The following is a 22,098-nucleotide window of genomic DNA, read 5'->3' on the forward strand; positions in this document are numbered from 1 at the left end:
CGGCAGTCCCAAAACGCTGGCCGCTGTGTACAGTCAGGCCATGTCTTTTGCCCCCTCCACCCTGGCCACAGGCACGCTGGATGCAGCCGCCACCGCGCAGCGGCTGCCCTGGTCAGCCCTGGCCGACGAAATCGCCGAGTTGCTGCACGACAGCACCGTCTCAGTCCCGCCGCGCAGCGTGTTGCCCCTGGCCCAGGGCGGCAGCCTGTTCCTTATGCCCGCCACCGACCGCAGCGTGGCCATGACCAAGCTCATCACCTTCACTCCCGCCAACGCGGGCACAGGGCGCCCCTCGATCCAGGGCGACGTGGTGGTGTTCGACATCGCCACCGGCGCGCGCCAGCTGGTGCTGGACGGCCCCACAGTCACGGCCCGGCGCACGGCTGCTATCTCGCTGCTGGCAGCGCGGCACCTGGCACCGTCGCCGCAAGGCCCCTTGCTCATCGTGGGCGCGGGGGTGCAGGGCCTGGCCCATGCCGAAGCCTTTGTGCTCGGGCTGGGCGTGAAGGAGGTCTGGATCACCTCGCGCAGCGCCGCCAGCGCCGAAACCCTGGCTATGCAGGTGCGTGCACTGGGCGCCCAGGTGCGGGTGGTGGGCGATGCCAACGCGGCCCTGGCGCACTGCCCCCTGGTGGCCGCCTGCACCACAGCCAGCAGCCTGGTACTGCATGCCACGCCCCGGCCCGATGCATTCATCACCGCAGTGGGCGCCTTCACCCCCACCATGGCCGAGCTGGCGCCCGCGCTGTGCCTGCACGTGGCGCAGCATGGCAGCATCGTGGTGGACACGGCCGACGCCAGCCACGAGGCGGGCGATTTGCTGCAAGCCGGGCTGGACGTGGCCGCCCTACCCGTGCTGCGGGACGTGGTGTGCGGCCCGTGGGCGCCCCGCACGCCTGCAGGGCCTGTGCTGTTCAAGAGCTGCGGCTGGGCCGGCTGGGACCTGGCCGCCGCACGGCTGGCCCTGCGCCAGGGCGCTGCGCAGCGCCCTGCCACCTGACAGGTCTCCCATGGCACTGCTCGTGCGCTTTTCAGACCACAGCCTGCGCATGCAGATTGCGCTGGTGTTCGGCACGCTGGTCATCGCGCTGGCCGTGCTGCTGTCCCTGGGTTTTGGCGAGCTGCTCAAACACCGCATCCAGCGCGACGCGGGGGATTCGCTGCAGGCCGTGGCCGACAACGCAGGCAAGCTGCTGGCCACCGGCCTGATGCAGCGCAGCCTGGAGGCCGAGGTGCTGGCCAGTGCCGCCATGGTCTGGTCCGCAGGGCTGGATTCGCCCGAGGCCCAGCACATGCTGGCCCGCAGCCAGGCCATGCAGCCCAGCAACCTCTGGATTGGTGTGGCCGACGCGCAAGGGGTGGTGCGCAACGCCACGGGCGGCCTGCTGCTGGGCCACAGTGTGGCCCAGCGCCCCTGGTTCCAGCGGGGCCTGCAAGAGGTGCATGTGGGCGACGTGCACCCCGCCCAGCTGCTGGAGAGCCTGCTGCCCCCCACGGCCTCGGGCGAGCCGCACCGGTTTGTCGATTTCGCAGCCCCCATCCGCATCGGCCCGACCACCGTGGGCGTGCTGGGCATCCACGGCAGCTGGGAATGGTCGCGCGAGGTGCTGGAAGGCCTCACGCCGTCCACTTCGGCTGAAGACGCGGTGGAACTCTTCATCTTCGACCGCCAGGGCCAGATGATCCTGGCACCCCGCCGGCACGGCACCATGCTGCAAGCCGCCGGCCAGCGCCTGCCCGAGGGCATTCACATCAACAACAACCGCGATGGCGGAAGCCTGCAGACGGCGGTGGTGCCCTGGCTCGACGGCAATCGCTACCTTACGGCCGCCACGCAGCTGCAACCCCGCAATGCCGCCAGCGACCTGGGCTGGCGCATCGTGGCGCGCCAGCCAGTCGAGCTGGCATTTGCCGAGGCCGACCGCACCGTGCGCATGGCCCTCGCCATCGGCCTGACGGCCGCGCTCATGGCATCGGCCCTGGCCTGGATGGCCGCACGCCGCCTGAGCGATGCCCTGTACGCACTGGCCGATGCCGCCAGCGCCGTGGAGGCGGGCCACCCTGGCAGCAACATCCCGGCCATGGACAGCAACCGCGAGGTGCGCCAGCTCTCCCAGGCGCTGGGCCGCATGACCCACCGGCTGCTGGCCGCCCGCGAGGCCATGGAAGAAAAGGTACGCCTGCGCACCCTGGAGCTGGAGGCCGCCAATCGAGCCCTCGATCTGCAGGCCCGCACCGACGCCCTCACCGGGCTGCTGAACCGGCGCGGCTTTGAAACGCAGATGGCGTTTGCGCTGGCGCTCGCCCGGCGCAGCACCCGGCCCCTGAGCCTGATTGCGGTGGATGTGGACCATTTCAAGCGCGTGAACGACACCTATGGCCACGAGGCCGGGGACGAGGTCCTGCGTCGGCTGGCGCGCACGCTCGAAACACGGCTGCGTGGCTCGGACGTGATCGCGCGGCTCGGTGGCGAGGAGTTTGTGGCGCTGCTGCCCGACACCGACCTGGAAGGCGCTCGTGCGATTGCGCAGACCCTGGTCACCGCCATGGCACAGCAGCAGGACCCGGTGGTCGGCACCATCACCGTGAGTGCGGGCGTGGCCAGCATGCGGGGCGCCGATGACACCGGCGACGCCATCCTGCGGCGCGGCGACATCGCGCTCTACGAGGCCAAGGGCCAGGGCCGTAACCGGGTCTGTGTGGAGGACTGAGGCTTGCCTTCTGCCGGTGGGCAGCGGTGCGCAGCGTCTGCTTTCTGCTATCCCGGCTGGGGGGCGTCGAAGTAGGCCTGCAGCTGGGCTGCCAGGTGGTGAAGATCCCCGTCTGCCTCTGAGCGCGCCAGCGCCAGCTGCTCCAGCGCGTAGGGGCGGTGGCCCAGCATCATGGACATGTTCACGCAGTGGCCACTGGCAGCCATCTTCAGCGCAAACGCATTTAGCAACTCGCAAGGCCAGTAGGTGGCCAGCGAACCACTGGCAGAGCCCCCGGCAGCCAGCCCCGGGCCCAAGGCCTTGGCGGGTGCAGCGGGCACAGAAGGTGCAGCAAAGCTCAGCATGGCAAGACTCCATCAGGCCGCCAGACCACGCGGCGGCATGGGGTCATGCTAAAAAAACCGCTGCAGCCTGCCATTCGGCCAAAGAGCTGAGGCCACGTAGGACGAAACCCCAGAAAACCTGTTGCGCCCCCGCCTCCACCCGATTCGGGTCAGGCCTTGGGCAGCGTCACGCCCACCTGGCCCTGGTACTTGCCGCCCCGGTCGCGGTAGCTGACCTCGCAGACATCGTCCTTGTCGCTCTCGAAGAACAACACCTGGGCGCAGCCCTCGCCCGCGTAGATGCGTGCGGGCAGCGGCGTGGTGTTACTGAACTCCAGCGTCACATAGCCTTCCCACTCGGGCTCGAACGGGGTCACGTTGACGATGATGCCGCAGCGGGCATAGGTGCTTTTGCCCAGGCAGACGGTGAGCACGTTGCGCGGAATGCGGAAGTATTCGACCGTGCGGGCCAGCGCAAAGCTGTTGGGCGGGATGATGCAGCTGTCGCCCTCGAAATCGACAAAACTCTTTTCGTCGAAGTTCTTCGGGTCCACCACCGTGCTGTGGATGTTGGTGAATACCTTGAATTCGGGCGCGCAGCGGATGTCATAGCCGTAGCTGCTGGTGCCGTAGCTGATGATCCTGCGGCCCTCGGCCTCACGCACCTGGCCGGGCTCGAAAGGCTCGATCATGCCGTGCTCGGCCGCCATGCGGCGGATCCATTTGTCGCTCTTGATGCTCATAGCAGAACTCCCTGCGCAATCGCCTGGCTGCTTTTCATGAAAACTGCCGGGCGCTATTAAATGTGTAGCTGACAGCGCTTGATGATCAGGCGCGGGAGCCGTATTTTGCTTGAGAAATCACGGTTTGCTCCACCACACGGTCGTCGCCGAGCACGATCAGAGCAAAGAGCAGCTCTTCCAGGTTGCGTGCCTGCTGTGTCTTGCGCGCCAGCAGCGGCGTGGCTGCCGGGTTGAGCACCAGAAAGTCCGCCTCGCAGCCGGGCTGCAGATTACCCACCACGCCCTCCAGGCCCAGCGCCCGGGCAGCGCCCGCCGTGTGCTGCCACCACAGCTGCTGGGGCGACAGACTCAGGCCCTGCTTGGTCTGGCCCTCACGGCCCACGTAATAGGCGGCCATCATGGTTTTGAAGGGGCTGAAGCTGGTGCCGCCACCCACGTCACTCGCCAGGCCATAGCCAAAGCCCACGCGGTCGGCTCCAGCGTAGTCAAAAAAGCCGCTGCCCAAAAACAGGTTGCTGGTGGGGCTGACCGCCGCCGTGGCGCCCGTGTCACGCATCAGTGCGCGGTCGTCGTCGTTAAAGTGGATGCAGTGGGCGTACACCGCGCGCTCGCGCATCAGGCCAAAGTCGTCGTACACGGCCAGGTAGCTGCGCGAGGCCGGGAACAGCTCGCGCGCCCAGCGGATTTCATCCAGATTTTCGGCCACATGCGACTGGATCCACACGTCCGGGTAACGCGCGGCCAGTTCGCCGGCGCCGCGCAGCTGCTCGGGCGTGCTGGTGGGCGCAAAACGCGGGGTGATGGCATAACCCAGGCGGTCCACGCCATGCCAGCGCCGGATCAGTGCCTCGGTGTCGATCAGGCTTTGTACGGTGTCGTCGCGCACGCCATCGGGCGAGTGGCGGTCCTGCAGCACCTTGCCAGTGATCAGTCGCATCTGCTGGCGCTGCGCCTCGGCAAACAAGGCATCCACGGATGCCGGGTGCGAGGTGGCAAACGCAAGCGCCGTCGTCACGCCGTTGCGCAGCAGCTCGGCCACAAAAAATTCAGCCACCTGCGCGCTGTAGCCCGGGTCCACAAACCGCGACTCGTGGGGAAAGGTGTAGTTCTCCAGCCAGGGCAGTAGCCCGTCGGCGGGGGAACCGATCACGTCGGTCTGTGGAAAGTGGATGTGCAGGTCCACAAACCCCGGCGCCAAGATGCGCCCCGGCAGGTGCACCACGGGCTCGCCCGCAAACTGCGGCGCCAGCGACTGCCACGCCCCTGCCGCCAGCACCCGCTGGCGGCCTTCGGCGTCGGGTCCCACGGCCAGCAGGCCATCTTGGTCATACAGGGCTGTGCCGTCGTCGGCAAAGCGCAAAAGGGCAGATCGGTATACAGGCATGGAGCAAGCTTAGCGGCAGGGGACGCCGCTTGTATACGGCACGCCCCATAGTGGCTATGGAACAGGGGGAAGGCTCGACGGGGGCGGAAGGCAGGGCCACCGCCCACTGGCGTTCAGCGGGCCAGCTTGCCCACCACGCCTTCGACCAGCCAGTTCATCTGCAGGATCTGCGCATCCGTCAACGCCTGGCCGGGGGCAATGCGCTCCTGCCCTTCGTTGTCGCGCACTGGCGCCTTGACTGCACGGAAGGGCTGGAGCTTGCCCGCCCCAATGGCCTTCTGGGCGCTCAGCACCTCCTGCTGCACTGCGGCGGGCACCTTGGTGCCAAAGTCGCCGACGCGGATCATGCCCTCGCGCACGCCGCCCCAGACGTTGGCGCTTTTCCAGCGACCGTTCTGCACGGCCCGCACGCGCTCGGTGTAGTAAGCGCCCCACTGGTGCGTCACAGCCACGATCTGGGCGTCGGGCCCGGTCTTGCGCATGTCGGAGTGGTAGGCCACGGCCATCTTGCCGCGCTCCTGTGCGGCCGCCATGACGGCGGTGGAGCCGGTGTGGAACGCGATCACGTCCACGTCCTGGTTGAACAATGCCATGGCCGCATCACGCTCCTTGGGCGGGTCGAACCACACGTTGAGCCACACCACCTTGACCATGGCCTGGGGGTTGACCGAGCGCATGCCCAGCGTGAAGGCATTGATGCCCTGCAGCACCTCGGGGATGGGGAAACCCGCCACAAAACCGGCCACGCCGGTCTTGCTCATGCGGCCCGCCGCAATGCCTGCCAGGTAGCGGCCCTCGTAGTAGCGCGCGTTGGCCGTGGCCACATTGGCGGCCTGCTTGTAGCCCGTGATGGACTCGAACTTCACATTGGGGAAGTCCTGCGCCACCTTGAGCGTGGGCTCCATGTAGCCAAAGCTGGGCGTGAAGATGATTTGGTGGCCCGTGGCCGCCAGGTCGCGGATCACGCGCTCGGCATCTGCGCCTTCGGCCACGTTCTCGACAAAGGTGGTTTTGACCTGCGGGCCCAGCGCCGCCTCGACGGCCTTGCGGCCCTCTTCGTGCTGGCGTGTCCAGCCCGCTTCGGTGATGGGCGAAACATAGACAAAACCAGCCTTGACGGGCTCGGCAGCGCTGCCCTTGGCGGGTGCGGTCTGGGAAAAAGCGGGGGAGAAAAAACAAGCGGCCACGAGCATGGCTGCGAGGTTTTTGTACATGGTGTTCCTCTACATGGTCCTGATGAAAAGACACGTGCAAGCCGCAGGACAACGGCTCGCAGTGAAGTGAATATACGCAGGGTATTTTCTGGCTTGAAAAATCTCTCTGTCAGAGGGTGTGATGCATCCGCATGAACTGCGCTCAGCCAAGACGCAGCGGCTGCCCTGGCTGCGCAGCGTTGCCAAGGCGAAACGCCCCCACCACGCCGGACAGGCGCGAGGCCTGGTCCTTCAGGCTTTCGGCAGCGGCAGTGGACTCTTCCACCAGTGCGGCATTCTGCTGCGTCATCTGGTCCAACTGGCTCACCGCAACGTTCACCTGGCCAATGCCCTGGCTCTGTTCGGACGCTGCAGCACTGATCTCGCCGATGATGTCGGTGACGCGGCGCACAGAGCTCACGATCTCGGTCATGGTGCTGCCAGCGTTCTGCACCAGTGCAGAACCGGATTCGACCTTCTCCACCGACACACCGATCAGCGTCTTGATTTCCTTGGCCGCGTTGGCCGAGCGCTGGGCCAGCGAACGCACTTCGCTGGCCACCACGGCAAAACCACGGCCCTGCTCGCCTGCGCGGGCAGCTTCCACTGCGGCATTGAGTGCCAAGATGTTGGTCTGAAAAGCGATGCCGTCGATGGTGCCAATGATGTCGGCAATCTTCTTGCTGCTGGCGTTGATCTCGTCCATGGTGTTCACCACCTGGGCGACCACCTCACCGCCCCGCTGAGCCACCTCAGCAGCCGACGCAGCCAGCTGGTTGGCCTGCACGGCAGAATCCGCGCTCTGGCGCACGGTGCTGGTCAGCTCTTCCATCGAACTGGCTGTCTCCTGCAGGCTGCTGGCCGTCTGCTCGGTACGAGCGCTCAGGTCCTGGTTGCCGATGGCGATCTGGGTACTGGCGGTGGAGATACTGTCCACCACGCCGCGCACCTGCTGCAGCGACCCGTGCAACGCCGCACGCATCACATCCAGCGCGCGCAGCAAGCGGCCGGTTTCGTCATTGGCATATGCGGATTGCGGCGCGCCCGTCAAGTCCATGTCCGCGATGGCCTCGGCAATGGCCTCGGCATGGCGCAGCGGGCGCGTGATGCTGTTGGCCAGCAGCCAGGCCAGCAAAGCACCGAGCAGCAGCGAGATGCCGGTGCAGACCTGCAGCAGCAGCGTGGTCTGCGCACGCAGCGCCTCGCTGCGCTTGCCCGCAGCGTCCAGTTGGGCGCGCTGAAGGTCCACCATCTGCTTGACGCCTGCAACATAGTCGCGAGAGGTGGGCTCGAACCGCTCGGTGAAGACCCTGCCAGCCGCATCGGCATCGCCCGCTTGCTTGAGCTTGCTGACCTCCTCGCGCGCGCTCAGATAGGCCTTGCGCAGATCACCCACCTTGGCGAAAAGCTGCTTTTCCTCGGGTGCGTCCATCTTCGATTCGATGAACTTCTGCAGTTCGTTGGTCTCGCTGATAGCGGCCGCTGTGGCCGGAGCGAAGTAAGGGATCAGCGAAGCATCGCTGCTTTTGGCGATGGCCGCAGCACGCTGCACCCCCGCAGTGGTGTTGAGCAACCAGTCTGCACCCGCGCGCTCGGTCTTGATGTTGTCATCGACCATGGTGTTGATCTCTGCGCCCAGCTGGTTGAGTTTGAAGACCGCGACGACGCTGCTGACAAAAAACAGCGCCAGGATCACGCCAAGCACCAGGGTCAGGCGCTTGCCGATGGAAAGTTGATTGAGAAACATGAAGGGGAAATCCTGCTGCGAACAACGCACGGCGCGTCCGCAAAACAAAGGCCCCGCGACGCGGGGCACACAAACGCCCACCCGCACACAGAGCATGGGCGGGTGTACAAATATTCACATTTTAGGGTTTACCCGTATTTTTGACTACACAGAGCCCAAAAGGCACGCCGCGCGAGCCGGGCATGGCTGCCGCTAGGATGGCGCAATCACCTGCTCCGGAGTCCTTTCACATGCCCATGTTTGTTGACACCTCACCCCCCGGCCAGTGCATCTTCTGCCGCCTGGTGGCGGGCGAAATCCCTGCAGCCAAGGTGTACGAAGACACCCTGACCATCGCCTTCATGGACATTGGCCAGGTCAACCCCGGTCATGTGCTGGTGGCCACCCGGCGCCACGCGGCCACGCTGCTGGACATCACCCCCGAAGAGGCAGCCGCCGTCATGCAGACCGCGCAGCGCATGGCGCAGGCCGTGCGCCGGGCATTCGACCCACCGGGCATCACCCTGCTGCAGGCCAACGGGCGCGAGGGCGACCAGACGGTGTTCCATTTCCACATGCATGTGGTGCCACGCCACGCGCAGGATGGCATTGCCCTGACCTGGCCCCGCAAGGAGCCGGGGCCCGCCGTGCTGCAAGCCTATGCAGACCGGCTGCGCACGGCGCTACGGGGCGATGATTCAGTCACCTCGGGCGGTGGCTGATGTTCTGTGACCGGCAAAGACGTTCAACCGTCCGCCTTTCTTTAGTAGTCATGCTCCACACAGCGCTCAAAGGTTTCCTTGAGCTTGTGTTCCCACACCCGCTTGTCGGCGTTGCCCGCAAAGCTCGCTTCGAAGCTGTTGAACGCCAGCTGGTAGGCATGTTTGGCTGTAAGGCCCGTGGCCGCAAACACCTGGGTGAAGTTCTCGTTGATGTAGCCGCCAAAGTAGGCAGGGTCATCGGAGTTGACTGTGGCGGCCAGCCCGGCATCAAGCAGCTTGCCCAGGTTGTGGTCGGCCAGATTGGGGAACACGCACAGCTTCTGGTTGGACAGCGGGCACACCGTGAGCGCAATGCGGTCTTGCGCCAGGCGCTGCATTAATGCGGCGTCGTGCACGGCCTGCACGCCGTGGTCGATGCGCTCGACCTTGAGCACATCGAGCGCACTCCAGATGTAAGCAGGGGGCCCCTCCTCGCCCGCATGTGCCACTAGGTGCAGGCCCAGTTCGCGGCAGCGGGCAAACACGCGGGCGAACTTCTCGGGCGGGTGGCCCAGTTCGCTGGAATCGAGCCCCACGCCCACGATCTTGTCGATCAGCGGCATGGCCTGCTCCAGCGTTTCAAACGCCGACTCCTCGCTCAGGTGGCGCAGGAAACAAAGGATCAATGTGGCGCTGATGCCCAGCTCAGTGCGCGCATCTTCGCAGGCGCGATGCAGGCCGTTGATCACGGTCTCCATGGCCACGCCGCGTGCGGTGTGGGTCTGCGGGTCGAAGAAAATTTCGGCATGCAGCACGTTGTCGCGCGCCGCGCGGCCCAGGTAGGCCCGTGCCATGTCGTAAAAATCCTGCTCGTGCAGCAACACGCTGGCACCCGCGTAGTAGATGTCGAGAAAGCTCTGCAGGTTGGTGAACGCATAGGCGCTGCGCAGGGCCTCCACGCTGGCATAAGGCAGCGTTATTTCATTGCGCTGCGCCAGGGCAAAGATCAGCTCGGGCTCCAGCGAACCTTCGATGTGGATGTGCAGCTCGGCCTTGGGCATGGCACGCAGCAGCCCGGGCAGGCGCTCGGCGGAGATGGGGGGGATCTTGAACATCAGCAGACTCCAAAGGTGATGCCGCTCTGGCGCAAAAAACGGCGGTAGGCAGATGATGCCTTGTCGGCGGCGGTATGCAACTCCGCGCGCAGGTCGAGTGGCAGGCACTGTGGCATCTGCGACTCCAGCACGGGCTGGTCCTGCGTGAAGATGGTGTGCTGAAAGGCCTGCAGCTTCTCATCGGGCGAATCGAAATCGGCCACTGCCAAGCGAAACCACACGCGGCTGCGCACCGGCGTGATCGGGCAGATGAACAGCGCAATGGACTCACGCCAGCCATCCACCGCCGTGGTGCCCGCCTCGGGCACCTTGGTCAGCACGGCTGCATAGGGCGCCGTGACTTCGTAGGTGTATTCGACCTGGGCAGCTGCCGTGGAGTGCAGGTTGGACTGCGGTTGCCAGGCTTTGCAGCCCGTGGCCAACAGGCCGGTGGGGGTGGGCTCCACGCGGTAGTCGTCGATGGCTGTGGCATCACGGCTGCCCAGCCAGCCTTCGTGCACAAAGCCGAAGTGGGACATGTCGAGAAAGTTCTCGATGATGCGCGGCGCGCTGGCGACCACATCGTAGGGCCCGCAATTGAGCTTGCGCAGGCGGGCATCACCCTCCGCAGCGAACACTGGCAGATCCTGCTCGCTCTGGGCAATGCGCACCCACACCAGGCCATAGGCCTCCCGCGCCTCGAAATGCCGGGCGCAGTGCGTGGCCGGGGGTACAAAGGTGGGCAGTGCGGGCACGTGGGTACATTGCCCACCGGCCGCAAACTGCCAGCCATGGTAGGGGCACTCCAGCTGGCCCTGGGGCGTTACGCGGCCCAGCGACAAACGGGCGCCCCGGTGCGGGCACTGGTCGGCCAGCGCGTGCACAGCGCCTTCGCTGTCACGCCACAACACCACGGGTTGTTCCAGCACCTGCACGGCCAGCGGGGCTTGTGCGGCCAAGGCCGCTGACAGCGCCACGGGGTGCCACAACGTTGATTCCACCATCGCCCTTGCTCCTCAAAAAGCCACGGACCGCAAAAGGCCCCTGCAAAACAAAAGGGCCACCCCAGGGCGGCCCTTTGTCACAGCAGCTCCCAAGAACTGCTGATGCACGCGGCTCGAATTACTTCTTGTCGCCGCCAGGGATCTTGCCTTCCACGCCCTTGACATAGAAGTTCACGCCGCCGAGGAACTTGTCATCGGCCACGGCGTCCTTGGCCAGCACTTCCTTGCCATCCTGGCCCACGATCGGACCCTTCCAGATCACGAAGCTGCCATCGGCCAGGCCCTTCTTCACGGCTTCGACCTTTGCCTTGGTGTCGGCAGGCACGTCTTCGGCGATAGAGACGATGTCGATCGCGCCTTCCTTCACGCCCCACCAGCTCTGGCCCGACGCCCACTGGCCTTCCAGCGCGTCCTTGGTGGCCTTGATGTAGTACGGGCCCCAGTTGATGACAGCCGATGCCAGGTGGGCCTTGGGGCCGTAGGCGGTCATGTCCGAGTCCCAGCCGAAGGCGCGCTTGCCCTTCTCTTGTGCCGTCTTCAGCACGGCGGGCGAGTCGGTGTTCTGGAACAGCACGTCAGCGCCGCCGTTGATCAGGCTGGTAGCGGCTTCGGTTTCCTTGGGTGGGCTGAACCATTCGTTCACCCAGACCACCTTGGTCTTGATCTTGGGGTTGACCGACTGCGCGCCCAGCGTGAAGCTGTTGATGTTGCGGATCACTTCAGGGATCGGCACCGAGCCCACCACGCCCAGCGTGTTGGACTTGGTCATGGCACCGGCAATCACACCCGCCATGTAGGCACCTTCGTAGGTGCGGCTGTCATAGGTGCGCATGTTCTCGGCGGTCTTGTAGCCGGTGGCATGTTCGAACTTGATGCCCTTGTTGTCTTCGGCGACCTTGAGCATGGACTCCATGTAGCCAAAGGTGGTGCCGAAGATCAGCTTGTTGCCCTGGCCGGCCAGGTCACGCAGCACGCGCTCGGCGTCGGCGGACTCGGGCACGCTTTCCACGAAGCTCGTCACGACCTTGTCGCCGAATTCCTTCTCGATGGCCTTGCGGCCGTTGTCGTGTGCGAACGACCAGCCGCCGTCGCCCACCGGGCCGACATAGGCAAACGCGATCTTCAGTGGCTCGGGCTTGGGGGCCGGTGCTTCTGCGGCAGGAGCCGGTGCAGGCGCGGGGGCCGGTGCCGGTTCTTCCTTCTTGCCACAACCCACGAGGGCGGCAGCAGCCACGGCGGAGAGCGCAGCCACCTTGAGCATGGAGCGTTTCTGCAGATCAGTCATGTCGGTTTCCTTATCGAAGAAGTAAAACTTGCAAAGGTTGAGGGACGAAAACGGTGATTATGGTGCGATCTACCGCAGGGTAACCAGATTTTCACGCGGGCAACCCCTTTCAGGAGCCCGGATAAAACGGCTTGCCCAGCGATGCCGGCATGTTGATGCGGATCCAGGTCGGATTGCGCGAGATCAGCGCCAGCACCACGATGGTGGCCACATAGGGCAGCATGCTCAGCAACTGGCTGGCCACCTGCACACCCGTGGCCTGCAAATGGAACTGCAGCATGGTCACGCCACCAAACAGATAAGCCCCAAGCAACACCCGTGCCGGGCGCCAGGTGGCAAAGGTGGTGAGCGCCAGCGCAATCCAGCCGCGCCCGGCCACCATGCCCTCGACCCACAGGGGGGTGTAGACGGTGGAGATGTAGGCACCGGCCAGGCCACACAGGGCGCCGCCCACCACCACGGCCAGCAGCCGGATGCGGCGCACCGGGTAACCCAATGCGTGCGCCGATTCTGGCGACTCGCCCACCGACCGCAGCACCAGGCCAGCGCGCGAGCGGTACAGGAACCAGATCAACCCCGCCACCAGCAGCATGGTGAGGTACACCAGCGGATGCTGCTGGAACAGCGCGGGGCCGAGCAGCGGCACATCGCCCAGCACAGGGATCGCGTACTTGGGCAATTCGGGCAGCTTGGCCTGCACATAGCTGATGCCCGCAAACGCCGAGAAGCCCACGCCGAACAGACTGAGCGCCAGCCCCGTGGCGTACTGATTGGTGTTGAGCCAGATCACCAGCACACCAAAGATGGCGGCCAGCAGCGCGCCTGCGGCCATGCCTGCGGCAAAACCCAGCCAGGTGTTGCCCGTGTGCACCACGGTGGCAAAGCCTGCAATGGCGGCGCAGAGCATCATGCCCTCGGCCCCCAGGTTGACGATGCCCGCCTTCTCGTTGATGAGCAGGCCCAGGGCCGCGATGGCCAGCACGGTGCCCGCGCTCAGCGTGGCGCCGATAAGCAATGCGTAGGATTCCATCATTTGCCTCCCTTCGAGGCCACCCAGCGGATGCGGTAGGCGATCAATGTGTCACAGGCCAGCAACGTGAACAGCAGCAGCCCCTGAAAAACGCCGGTCAGCGACTTGGGCAGGCCCAGGCGCGACTGCGCCAGCTCGCCACCGATGTAGAACATGCTCATGAGGATGGCCGAGAGGATCATGCCCACGGGGTGGAGCCGCCCCACGAAGGCCACGATGATGGCCGCAAAGCCGTAGCCTGCAGGCACATAGGGCGTGAGCTGGCCGATGGGCCCGGCCACTTCCAGCGCGCCCGCCAGGCCCGCCGCCCCGCCCGAGATCAGCAGTGCCGTCCACAGCGCCCGGCGCGACGAGAAGCCCGCATAACGCGCCGCCGCTGGTGCCAGGCCGCCCACCTGCTGGGCAAAGCCTGCCCGGGTGCGGAACAAAAACACCCACAGCGCCGCCGCACCGGCCAGGGCCAGCAGCAGGCCGATGGACATGCGCGAACCCTGCATCAGGCGCGGGATCTGTGTGACCTTCTCAAACGTCTTGGTCTGCGGGAAGTTGTAGCCCATGGGGTCCTTCCAGGGGCCATAGACTAGGTAGCCCAGCACCAGCGTGGCCACATAGACCAGCATCAGGCTCACCAGGATTTCGTTGGCGTTGAACTTGTCCCGCAGCAGCGCCGTGAGCCCCGCCCAGACCATGCCGCCCAGCACCCCGGCAAGCAGGATGGCAGGCACGATCCAGGGGCCCGTGGTCTTATCGGCCAGCAGCGCCACGCCGCCCGCCACCACGGCACCGATGACAAACTGGCCTTCGGCGCCAATGTTCCACACGTTGGAGCGGAAGCACACGGCCAGCCCCAGCGCAATCAGCAGCAGCGGCGTGGCCTTGACCATGAGTTCGCCAATGGCGTACTGGGTCTTGATGGGCTCCCAGAAGAACACCTGCAGCCCGCGCACCGGGTCCTTGCCCAGGGCGATGAACAGGGCCACACCAATCAGCACCGTGAAGGCCAGCGCCAGCAGGGGCGAGCCATAGGTCCAGAGCTTCGACGCCTGGGGGCGCGGTTCCAGCTTAAGCATGCTGCACCTCCCCGGCTTGTTGTTGCTGTTGCTGCAGCTGGTGTTGCTGCGCCAGGTGGGCCTGCACATCGGCATGCCACAGGCCGCTCATCCATTCGCCGATGCGCTCCACCGTGGCCTCGGCGCGTGGCACGGAAGGCGACAGGTGCCCCTTGGCCACCACATGCAGCCGGTCGCAGATTTCAAACAATTCGTCCAGCTCCTCACTCACCACCAGCACGGCGCAGCCCGCATCGCGCAGCGCCAGGATGGAGCCCCGGATCTGCGCCGCCGCACCCACGTCCACACCCCAGGTGGGTTGCGAAACGATGAGCAGCTTCGGGTTGGCATCGATCTCGCGGCCCACGATGAACTTCTGCAGATTGCCGCCCGACAGCGACTTAGCCGCCGAATGCGGGCCACCAGCCTTCACATTGAAGCGCTGGATGATGTCCCGGGCATGCGCTTCGAGCGCACCCACCTTGATCCAACCGCTGCCCGACACCGCGTTCTTGCGCGTGAGCAGCAGGTTGTGCGCCAGGCCCATGGTGGGCACGGCACCCCGGCCCAAGCGCTCCTCGGGTACAAAGTGCAGGCCCAAAGCGCGGCGCTGGCCCGGGCCCATGCGGCCCGCGTTCTGGCCTGTCACCTGGATGCTGGCAGGCTCGGCGCGCTGGTCTTCGCCCGACAGCGCGTAGAGCAGTTCTTTTTGCCCATTGCCCGACACACCGGCAATGCCCACCACCTCGCCCGCCTTCACCTCGAACTGCAGGTCGATCAGGTCTACGCCAAACTGGTCAGCGCGCGGCAGCGACAGGCCCTGCACGCGCAGCACGGTGGCACCCGTCTGCACCGCGCGGTGTTCCAGCGCGGGCGGTTCGGCGCCAATCATCAGGCGCGACAGGGACGCATTGGTTTCTTCAGCCGGGTTGCACACGCCCGTGACCTTGCCGCCGCGCAGCACGGTGCAGGCGGTGCACAGCGCACGAATTTCATGCAGCTTATGGCTGATGTACAGGATGCTGCAGCCCTCGCTGGCGAGCTTGCGCAGCACCACAAAGAGCTTTTCGACCGCCTGGGGCGTGAGCACCGAGGTGGGCTCGTCCAGGATCAGCACCTTGGGGTTGGTGAGCAGCGCGCGGATGATTTCCACGCGCTGCATCTCGCCCACGCTCAGCGTGTGCACGGGGCGCAGGGGGTCGATATCGAGGCCGTATTCGGCGGCCTTGGCGCTGATGCGCTGCGTGACCTCGGCCAGCGCGAGGCTTTTGTCCAGGCCCAGCCACACGTTCTCGGCCACCGTGAGGGTGTCGAACAGGCTGAAATGCTGGAACACCATGGCAATGCCCAGGGCCCGCGCTTCTTGCGGGTTGCGCACCTGCACGGCCTGGCCGTTGAAGAACACGCTGCCTTCGTCGGGCTTGACCGAGCCGTAGATGATCTTCATCAGCGTGGACTTGCCCGCGCCGTTTTCGCCCAGCACCGCATGAATTTCACCCGGCAGCACGGTGAGCGAGACACCGCTGTTGGCCACCACGGCCGGGTAGCGCTTGGTGATGCCCACAAGCTGCAGCCGGGGCGGCGGCGACGCCCCCGGGGCGGGAGGATTAGGAGGTGAACTCATGCGGGGATTGTCTCTCAGTTTTACAACTTGTTATAGGAACGAAAACACCTTCTTGCGCTTGTTCAGCATGCCCAAGCAGCTATTCTTTTCGTAGCGAAGACGCTACACCCTTCACACACTCGCGCAGCCACGCGGCCGCCGCCGAGTGGTGGGTGCGCGCGTGCCAGAGCTGGTAATACATGAGCCGGGGAAACGGCACCGGACAGGGCAGGATGGCCAGGGGCAGCTGCTCCACATACCGTTCGCAGTACTGGCGGCCCGTGGTCAGCACAAGCAAGCTCGATGCCACGATGCTGGGGATGAGGCTGAAATGCGCGCAGCGCGCCGTGATGTGGCGCTGCATGCCCAGGCTGTCCAGGTGCACGTCGATCACGCCGCGTGCGCCGGGGTGTGTGGGCGTGGGGGCAATGTGTTCGGCGGCCAGCCAGCCTTCCACATCCCAGCCGCGCCGCACGGCGGGGTGGTCCTTGCCCACCAGGCACACCACCTCGTCGCCAAACAGGCGGCCCATGTGCAGGTCGTCGGGCGGCTGGGGCCAGTTGCCGATCACCACATCGACCTCGCCCTGTGCCAGGTGCGCGTGGTAGTGCGCGTCGGCCGACAAGGGAAGGATCTCGATGGGGCACAGGGGCGCTTCAACCTTGATGCGGGACACGAGCTGCGGCAGGAACAGCGGGTCGAGGTAGTCGCTGGCGGCCACGCGGAAGGTGCGGGTGGCGGTGCGCGGGTCAAACCCGCGCGCATCCGAAAACAGCGCCTCGGCCGCGCGCAGGATGGCCCCTGCGGGCTCCACCATGCGCAGCGCGGCGTCGGTGGGCATCATGCTGGCGCCAGAGCGCACCAGCAGCGGGTCGCCCGACAGGTCGCGCAGCCGCTTGAGCGCAGCCGACACCGCCGGCTGGTGCATGCCCAGGCGGACGGCGGCCCTCGATACGCTGCGTTCTGTGAGCACGGTGTGCAAGACCCTTATGAGATGGAGGTCTATCTTGTCGAAAAGGGCGTGGTCTCTCATAGCAGTGCGTGCATTGATGTCATAAGCTTGTACTTATGCTGAAGGCCTCGGGGCGCCCTACCCTCTGATGAATTGAAGAATTGATAGCAATCGAAGAAGCGGCATCCGTCATGACCACCCAACCCTTGCAATTCCTGCGCCGAGGCCAGCCCGTGGCGCTGGGCAATGTACCACCCGACCGCACCCTGCTGGAGGTGCTGCGCGAAGACCTGGGCTGCACCGGCACCAAGGAGGGCTGTGGCGAAGGCGACTGCGGCGCCTGCACCGTGGTGCTGGGCGAAGAGCGCGGCGGACAGCTGCACTACAGCGCCGTGAACAGCTGCATCCGACTGGCCCATTCGGTGAACGGCATGGCGCTGTGGACGGTGGAAGACCTGGCGGAAGACCCGCTGATCCAGCCCGTGGGCGATGCCCCCGCTGCCCGACAAACGATCACGCTCCATCCCGCACAGGAGGCCATGGTCCAGTGCCACGGCTCTCAATGCGGGTTCTGTACTCCCGGCTTCGTGATGAGCCTCTTCGGCATGTACCAGAACCATGTCTGCCACGGTGAACCCATCACCCGCGAACTGGCCCAGGAAGAACTCTCGGGCAACCTGTGCCGCTGTACCGGCTACCGCCCCATCCTCGATGCCGCCCAGCAAATGGCATCGCTGCCCGGCATGGTGGTCAATGAATCCGAAGTGCTACAAAAATTGAAGCTGATGGCGCAGGACCAGCGCGCGCAGACAGCCGATTTTTCTTATATCGCCCCCACCAGCCAGGCCGCCCTGCTGGCCGCACGCGCGGCCCACCCCGCTGCGCAGATCGTGGCCGGTTGTACCGACGTGGGGCTGTGGGTGACCAAGCAGCACAAGCAGTACACCCAGGTGCTGGACGTGACCCGTGCGGCCGAGCTGCGCGAAGTCACACCGCACACCGACGCCATCCACATCGGCGCCGCCGTCACGCTGACCGACGCGTTTGCAGCCCTCACTGCGCAGTGGCCGCAGCTGCACCGCTTTGCCACGCGGTTTGCGGGGTTGCCCGTGCGCAACTCGGGCACGCTGGGCGGCAACGTGGCCAACGGATCGCCCATTGGCGACTCCATGCCCCTCTTGATCGCGCTGCGCGCCCAGGTGGTACTGGCCAGCCAGGCCCGGGGCGAGCGCCAGCTGCCGCTGGAAGACCTGTACACCGGCTACCGGCAGAACGTGATGGCGCCGGATGAGCTGCTGGTGCGCATCGTGGTGCCCCGCCCATCGACCCAAGAACAGCTGCGGGCGTACAAGATCTCCAAGCGCTTTGACGACGACATCTCCGCCGTCTGCCTGGTGCTCAACCTCGACATCGCGGACGGCACCGTGCAGCGCGCCAGCATCGGCGCAGGCGGCGTGGCCGCCACACCGGCCCGCGCGCGGCAGACAGAGGCCGCGTTGGTCGGCCAACCGTGGACCGAGGCCACCGCGCAACGCGCCGCTGCGGTGCTGCAGGCTGAGTTCAGCCCCATCTCGGACATGCGCGCCAGCGGCACCTATCGCCGCCAGGTGCTGGGCAGCCTGCTGCAGCGCTACTGGCTGGAGAGCCAGGGCCAGCCCTCGGTCAGCCTGGACACTTTGACGCTGGAGGCCACGGTATGAACGCCCCCGAACAGATCCCGACCCAGGCCCTGCCCTCGCCCACCCGGGCCGCCATGGGCCACTCGCACATCCATGAAAGCGCCCGCGCCCAGGTGGCAGGCGCCGCGCACTACATCGACGACCTGCCCGAGGTGAAGGGCACGCTGTATGCCGCGCCCATCCTCTCGACCGTGGCGCACGGCACCCTGAACGGGGTGGACGCCACCGCTGCACTGGCGCTGCCTGGTGTGCGTGGCGTGGTGCTGGCCAGCGACGTGCCGGGCGACAAGATCCTGGCCGCGTTCGGGCACGACGAGCCCGTTTTTGCGCTGGACAGCGTGCAGTTTGTGGGCCAGGTGATTGGCCTCGTTGTGGCCGACTCGGTCATGCAAGCACGCCGCGCCGTGCGCGCCGTGAAGCTCGACATCACCCCCCAGCCCGCCGTGCTTACGGTGCAGGACGCGCTGAAGGCGCAAAGCTATGTGCTGCCCCCCGTGTTTGTGCGCCGGGGCGATGCGGCCACCGGCCTCGCGCAATCCGCCCACCGCCTGAGCGGCGCGTTTGAGGTCGGCGGGCAGGAGCATTTTTACCTCGAAGGCCAGATCGCCTACGCCATGCCGCTGGAGCAAAAACAGTGGTGGGTCTACTCCAGCACCCAGCACCCGGGCGAGGTGCAGCACTGGGTATCGCACGCTTTGGGCATCGACAACCATGCGGTGCGCGTGGAGTGCCGCCGCATGGGTGGTGGCTTTGGCGGCAAGGAGACCCAAGCCGGCCACCTGGCCGTGTGGGCCGCTGTGGCCGCGAACAAGCTGGGCCGCCCCATCAAGCTGCGACTGGACCGGGACGAAGACTTCATGGTCACCGGCAAGCGCCACCCGTTCGCGTACGAGTACGACGTGGGCTTTGACGACACCGGCCGCATCACGGGCCTGAAACTGCACATGGCCGCCAACTGCGGCTTCAGCGCCGACCTGTCCGGCCCCGTGGCCGACCGCGCGGTGTTCCACGCCGACAACGCCTACTACCTGAGCGATGTCGAGATCGCGTCCTACCGCTGCAAGACCAACACCCAAAGCCACACCGCCTTCCGCGGCTTTGGTGGCCCGCAGGGCGTGATCGTGATCGAAGCCATCCTGGGCGACATTGCGCGTGCACTCGGCCTGGACGCGCAGGACGTGCGCCTGGCCAACCTGTATGGCAAGGACGCGAGCAGTGGCCGCCATGTGACCCACTACCAGATGGCGGTGGAAGACAACATCCTGCACGAGCTGCTGCCCACGCTGGAGCAGACCTCGCACTACCGCCAGCGCCAGGCCGAGATTGCGGCCTGGAATGCGCGCAACCCGGTCATCAAGCGCGGCATGGCCATCACGCCCGTCAAGTTCGGCATCAGCTTCACCGCCACGCTGTTCAACCAGGCGGGTGCGCTGGTGCATGTGTACACCGACGGCAGCGTGCAGGTGAACCACGGCGGCACCGAAATGGGCCAGGGCCTGCACACCAAGGTGGCGCAGATCGTGGCCGATGAGCTGGGTGTGCCCCTGCACCGTGTGCTGGTGACGGCCAGCGACACCAGCAAGGTGCCCAACGCCAGCGCCACCGCCGCCAGCAGCGGCACCGACCTGAACGGCCGCGCCGCCCAGTACGCCGCGCGCAACGTGCGCGACAACCTGGCCTCGTTCGTGTGCGGGCTGGACGGCTGCGGCGCAGGCGCCATCCGGTTCGCGGGCGGCCAGGTGATCTCGCCCAAGGCCGTGCGCAGCTTCGACGCCGTGGTCAAGGAGGCGTACGCCAACCGCATCCAGCTGTGGAGCGACGGTTTTTACCGCACGCCCAAGATCCACTACGACAAGGCCACGCTCACCGGGCGCCCGTTTTACTACTTCAGCTATGGCGCCGCCTGCACCGAGGTGGCCATCGACACCCTGACGGGCGAGAGCCGCGTGCTGAAGGTGGACATCCTGCATGACGTGGGCCACAGCATCAACCCGGCCATCGACATCGGCCAGATCGAGGGCGGGTTTGTGCAGGGCATGGGCTGGCTGACGACCGAGCAGCTGGTGTGGAACGACAAGGGGTACCTTGCCACCCACGCACCGAGCACGTACAAGATCCCGGCGACGGGCGACATTCCGGCGCACTTCAACGTCCACCTGTGGCCCGAGGCGAACCGGGAGGACAACGTGGGTGGCAGCAAGGCGGTGGGGGAGCCGCCGTTCATGCTGGCGATCAGTGTGTATGAGGCGCTGCGCAATGCGGTGGCAGCGGGGCGTAGCGGCGTGGATGCTGCGGCGCCGGTGGTGTTGACGGCACCGGCGACTGCGGAGAATGTGCTGAGGGCTTTGGGGCGGGTGGGGGATTGAGGTTTTTTTGGCCTCTGCCGCCTGCTGGCTATGCATTTTTAGCTACTATTTTTGTAGCAGTTTGATTTCTTGATCGCCGTTGGGGCTGAGCTTGTCGGAGCCTGTGTGTAGATTGGGCTGCATGCTTGGGTTGAGGGCGGAGGCCGGGGTGTGCCCCCGGCGGCGCAGTGGCTTTCTTTTGCTTCGCCAAAAGAAAGTCACCAAAGAAAAGGCGACCCTACAGGCTGTGTCCCTTCGCTTCGCTACGGGCAACCTGCGGTGCTCGCGTCCAGCGGGGTCTCGCTCCAACTCGCTTCGTTTCACTGCGCTCAAACAATCGCGAGCCCTGATCCGCTGGCCGCTGCGCTCCTCGGCACATCCTGAAGGGAACCCGGGGAGTGGACATCCACACGGGCCATTGCTTCGCTGCGCTGCGCTCGGCCCCACCTGCTCAGCGCGTGGCGCTTGCGCCCGCGAGGTGGGGCCAAGCGAAGCGATGGCCCGTAGGGCTGTTCGGCTGTTGGATGTTCGGATGTCCAACCCCCTGCTGGCTGCGCCTGCGGCGGGGCGGTTGTGGGGTGAGCATGGGCGTCGAAGCGCCCATGCTTCGTGCTCTGACTCGCCGTGGCTGTCCGAGCGGCGCTGCGCAGCAGCAAAGCGAGTTCCACGGCGCACCCCACAACCGCCCCGACGCAGGTTTGCCCCGGAGCGAAGCGCAGGGGTCGCAGACTGGGGGTCGCCCTTTCTTTGGTGACTTTCTTTCGGAGGGTGTAGAAGAAATAAATTATGATCCCGTCGCACTGACTAAGCGGGAGCAACGCAATGGCAAAGACAGGCCGACCGCCCGTGATATCTCCTGGAGAGTACGCGGCCTTGCGCGAAGTGGTGCGCGACAACCCCCAGGCCACACTGCCCGAATTGGCCCTGGCCTGGGCTGAGCGCATGGGCCGCAACGCGCCCAGCACGGTCACGCTGCGCGCAGCGCTCAAAGCGGCCGGCTTGCAGCGCACACGGCCCACAAAGCAACTGGCGCGCGCTAACCCCCAGCAGCCTGGCACGCGCTACGGCTACACCACCCTGCATCGCCCCCGCAGCGACTCAGGCATGGCCCTCTGCCTCACAGACGCTGAATGGGCATTGGCCCAGGACCTGTTCGAGCCAGAGCCCGGCGCGCGAGGTCGGCCTGCCACGTACTCCCGGCGCAGCGTGGTCGAAGCGTGCTGCTATATGCTGCGCACCGGCTCGTCCTGGCGCAACCTGCCCGAGCAGATCTATC

18 protein-coding genes are annotated in these 22,098 nt (G+C 66.0%); 6 read left to right on the forward strand and 12 right to left on the reverse strand.

What is annotated here, in order from left to right; genetic code table 11:
- Positions 1–40 precede the first annotated feature (40 nt).
- Both AvAM_RS08210 and AvAM_RS08215 read left to right on the forward strand, forming a co-directional pair.
- Positions 41–1,000 carry a delta(1)-pyrroline-2-carboxylate reductase family protein gene (locus tag AvAM_RS08210; protein WP_137746605.1) on the forward strand — a complete coding sequence of 320 codons (960 nt, stop codon included), beginning with the start codon at positions 41–43 and terminating at the stop codon, positions 998–1,000.
- Between the two features lie 10 nt (positions 1,001–1,010).
- Positions 1,011–2,711, forward strand: a complete 1,701-nt coding sequence (locus AvAM_RS08215; protein WP_137746606.1) for a diguanylate cyclase — start codon at positions 1,011–1,013, stop codon at positions 2,709–2,711.
- 47 nt (positions 2,712–2,758) lie between these two features.
- Here AvAM_RS08215 and AvAM_RS08220 read toward each other — a convergent pair whose 3' ends face one another.
- From AvAM_RS08220 to AvAM_RS08240, 5 genes are all read right to left on the reverse strand, one after another.
- On the reverse strand, positions 2,759–3,055 hold the full coding sequence (locus AvAM_RS08220) for a hypothetical protein (protein ID WP_137746607.1): 297 nt from the start codon (positions 3,053–3,055) through the stop codon (positions 2,759–2,761).
- Positions 3,056–3,204: 149 nt separating this feature from the next.
- A complete protein-coding gene (gene dcd / locus AvAM_RS08225; RefSeq protein WP_124515740.1) occupies positions 3,205–3,777 on the reverse strand; it encodes a dCTP deaminase in 573 nt (190 codons plus the stop codon).
- Positions 3,778–3,862: 85 nt separating this feature from the next.
- Positions 3,863–5,161 carry a guanine deaminase gene (guaD, locus tag AvAM_RS08230; protein WP_137746608.1) on the reverse strand — a complete coding sequence of 433 codons (1,299 nt, stop codon included), beginning with the start codon at positions 5,159–5,161 and terminating at the stop codon, positions 3,863–3,865.
- Between the two features lie 113 nt (positions 5,162–5,274).
- A complete protein-coding gene (locus AvAM_RS08235) occupies positions 5,275–6,375 on the reverse strand; it encodes a BMP family ABC transporter substrate-binding protein (RefSeq protein ID WP_137746609.1) in 1,101 nt (366 codons plus the stop codon).
- A gap of 142 nt (positions 6,376–6,517) precedes the next feature.
- A complete protein-coding gene (locus AvAM_RS08240) occupies positions 6,518–8,101 on the reverse strand; it encodes a methyl-accepting chemotaxis protein (RefSeq protein WP_137746610.1) in 1,584 nt (527 codons plus the stop codon).
- 230 nt (positions 8,102–8,331) lie between these two features.
- Between AvAM_RS08240 and AvAM_RS08245 the strand changes: the two genes are divergently transcribed.
- Complete coding sequence (locus tag AvAM_RS08245) at positions 8,332–8,802, forward strand: HIT family protein (RefSeq protein ID WP_137746611.1); 471 nt, start codon at positions 8,332–8,334, stop codon at positions 8,800–8,802.
- Between the two features lie 41 nt (positions 8,803–8,843).
- Here AvAM_RS08245 and AvAM_RS08250 read toward each other — a convergent pair whose 3' ends face one another.
- From AvAM_RS08250 to AvAM_RS08280, 7 genes are all read right to left on the reverse strand, one after another.
- On the reverse strand, positions 8,844–9,896 hold the full coding sequence (locus tag AvAM_RS08250) for an adenosine deaminase (RefSeq protein WP_137746612.1): 1,053 nt from the start codon (positions 9,894–9,896) through the stop codon (positions 8,844–8,846).
- Entirely contained in the window at positions 9,896–10,879 is a 984-nt protein-coding gene (locus AvAM_RS08255; RefSeq protein ID WP_137746613.1) for an aromatic ring-hydroxylating dioxygenase subunit alpha, read from the reverse strand. Before AvAM_RS08255 ends, AvAM_RS08250 begins: the two co-directional genes overlap by 1 nt.
- 118 nt (positions 10,880–10,997) lie before the next feature.
- Positions 10,998–12,164 (reverse strand): BMP family ABC transporter substrate-binding protein, encoded by a 1,167-nt coding sequence (locus AvAM_RS08260; protein ID WP_137746614.1) that lies wholly within the window; start codon positions 12,162–12,164, stop codon positions 10,998–11,000.
- Between the two features lie 109 nt (positions 12,165–12,273).
- Positions 12,274–13,194, reverse strand: a complete 921-nt coding sequence (locus tag AvAM_RS08265; RefSeq protein WP_137746615.1) for an ABC transporter permease — start codon at positions 13,192–13,194, stop codon at positions 12,274–12,276.
- Positions 13,194–14,264 (reverse strand): ABC transporter permease, encoded by a 1,071-nt coding sequence (locus AvAM_RS08270; protein WP_137746616.1) that lies wholly within the window; start codon positions 14,262–14,264, stop codon positions 13,194–13,196. Before AvAM_RS08270 ends, AvAM_RS08265 begins: the two co-directional genes overlap by 1 nt.
- Positions 14,257–15,867 (reverse strand): ABC transporter ATP-binding protein, encoded by a 1,611-nt coding sequence (locus AvAM_RS08275; RefSeq protein WP_137746617.1) that lies wholly within the window; start codon positions 15,865–15,867, stop codon positions 14,257–14,259. Before AvAM_RS08275 ends, AvAM_RS08270 begins: the two co-directional genes overlap by 8 nt.
- A 79-nt stretch (positions 15,868–15,946) precedes the next feature.
- The gene (locus AvAM_RS08280; RefSeq protein ID WP_137746618.1) at positions 15,947–16,879 is read right to left on the reverse strand and encodes a LysR family transcriptional regulator; all 933 of its coding nucleotides are present in this window, start codon (positions 16,877–16,879) and stop codon (positions 15,947–15,949) included.
- Positions 16,880–16,989: 110 nt separating this feature from the next.
- Here AvAM_RS08280 and xdhA point away from each other — a divergent pair, with 110 nt between their 5' ends.
- The 3 genes from xdhA to AvAM_RS08295 all read left to right on the forward strand — a co-directional run.
- On the forward strand, positions 16,990–18,498 hold the full coding sequence (xdhA, locus tag AvAM_RS08285; RefSeq protein ID WP_137746619.1) for a xanthine dehydrogenase small subunit: 1,509 nt from the start codon (positions 16,990–16,992) through the stop codon (positions 18,496–18,498).
- Complete coding sequence (xdhB, locus tag AvAM_RS08290; protein WP_249368013.1) at positions 18,495–20,843, forward strand: xanthine dehydrogenase molybdopterin binding subunit; 2,349 nt, start codon at positions 18,495–18,497, stop codon at positions 20,841–20,843. The genes xdhA and xdhB overlap by 4 nt, the downstream gene beginning before the upstream one ends.
- A gap of 825 nt (positions 20,844–21,668) precedes the next feature.
- A partial coding sequence (locus AvAM_RS08295) for a transposase (protein ID WP_171012170.1) occupies positions 21,669–22,098 on the forward strand: 430 nt, incomplete at its 3' end.

The sequence above is a fragment of the Acidovorax sp. NB1 genome (genome assembly GCF_005405905.1).
In the GTDB taxonomy this organism is placed as follows: domain Bacteria; phylum Pseudomonadota; class Gammaproteobacteria; order Burkholderiales; family Burkholderiaceae_C; genus Acidovorax.

Coding starts and splice junctions, on each gene's coding strand:
- AvAM_RS08210 (WP_137746605.1), top strand. CDS start 41: ATGTCTTTTGCCCCCTCCACCCTGGCCACAGGCACGCTGGATGCAGCC.
- AvAM_RS08215 (WP_137746606.1), top strand. CDS start 1,011: ATGGCACTGCTCGTGCGCTTTTCAGACCACAGCCTGCGCATGCAGATT.
- AvAM_RS08220 (WP_137746607.1), bottom strand. CDS start 3,055: ATGCTGAGCTTTGCTGCACCTTCTGTGCCCGCTGCACCCGCCAAGGCC.
- dcd (WP_124515740.1), bottom strand. CDS start 3,777: ATGAGCATCAAGAGCGACAAATGGATCCGCCGCATGGCGGCCGAGCAC.
- guaD (WP_137746608.1), bottom strand. CDS start 5,161: ATGCCTGTATACCGATCTGCCCTTTTGCGCTTTGCCGACGACGGCACA.
- AvAM_RS08235 (WP_137746609.1), bottom strand. CDS start 6,375: ATGTACAAAAACCTCGCAGCCATGCTCGTGGCCGCTTGTTTTTTCTCC.
- AvAM_RS08240 (WP_137746610.1), bottom strand. CDS start 8,101: ATGTTTCTCAATCAACTTTCCATCGGCAAGCGCCTGACCCTGGTGCTT.
- AvAM_RS08245 (WP_137746611.1), top strand. CDS start 8,332: ATGCCCATGTTTGTTGACACCTCACCCCCCGGCCAGTGCATCTTCTGC.
- AvAM_RS08250 (WP_137746612.1), bottom strand. CDS start 9,896: ATGTTCAAGATCCCCCCCATCTCCGCCGAGCGCCTGCCCGGGCTGCTG.
- AvAM_RS08255 (WP_137746613.1), bottom strand. CDS start 10,879: ATGGTGGAATCAACGTTGTGGCACCCCGTGGCGCTGTCAGCGGCCTTG.
- AvAM_RS08260 (WP_137746614.1), bottom strand. CDS start 12,164: ATGACTGATCTGCAGAAACGCTCCATGCTCAAGGTGGCTGCGCTCTCC.
- AvAM_RS08265 (WP_137746615.1), bottom strand. CDS start 13,194: ATGGAATCCTACGCATTGCTTATCGGCGCCACGCTGAGCGCGGGCACC.
- AvAM_RS08270 (WP_137746616.1), bottom strand. CDS start 14,264: ATGCTTAAGCTGGAACCGCGCCCCCAGGCGTCGAAGCTCTGGACCTAT.
- AvAM_RS08275 (WP_137746617.1), bottom strand. CDS start 15,867: ATGAGTTCACCTCCTAATCCTCCCGCCCCGGGGGCGTCGCCGCCGCCC.
- AvAM_RS08280 (WP_137746618.1), bottom strand. CDS start 16,879: ATGAGAGACCACGCCCTTTTCGACAAGATAGACCTCCATCTCATAAGG.
- xdhA (WP_137746619.1), top strand. CDS start 16,990: ATGACCACCCAACCCTTGCAATTCCTGCGCCGAGGCCAGCCCGTGGCG.
- xdhB (WP_249368013.1), top strand. CDS start 18,495: ATGAACGCCCCCGAACAGATCCCGACCCAGGCCCTGCCCTCGCCCACC.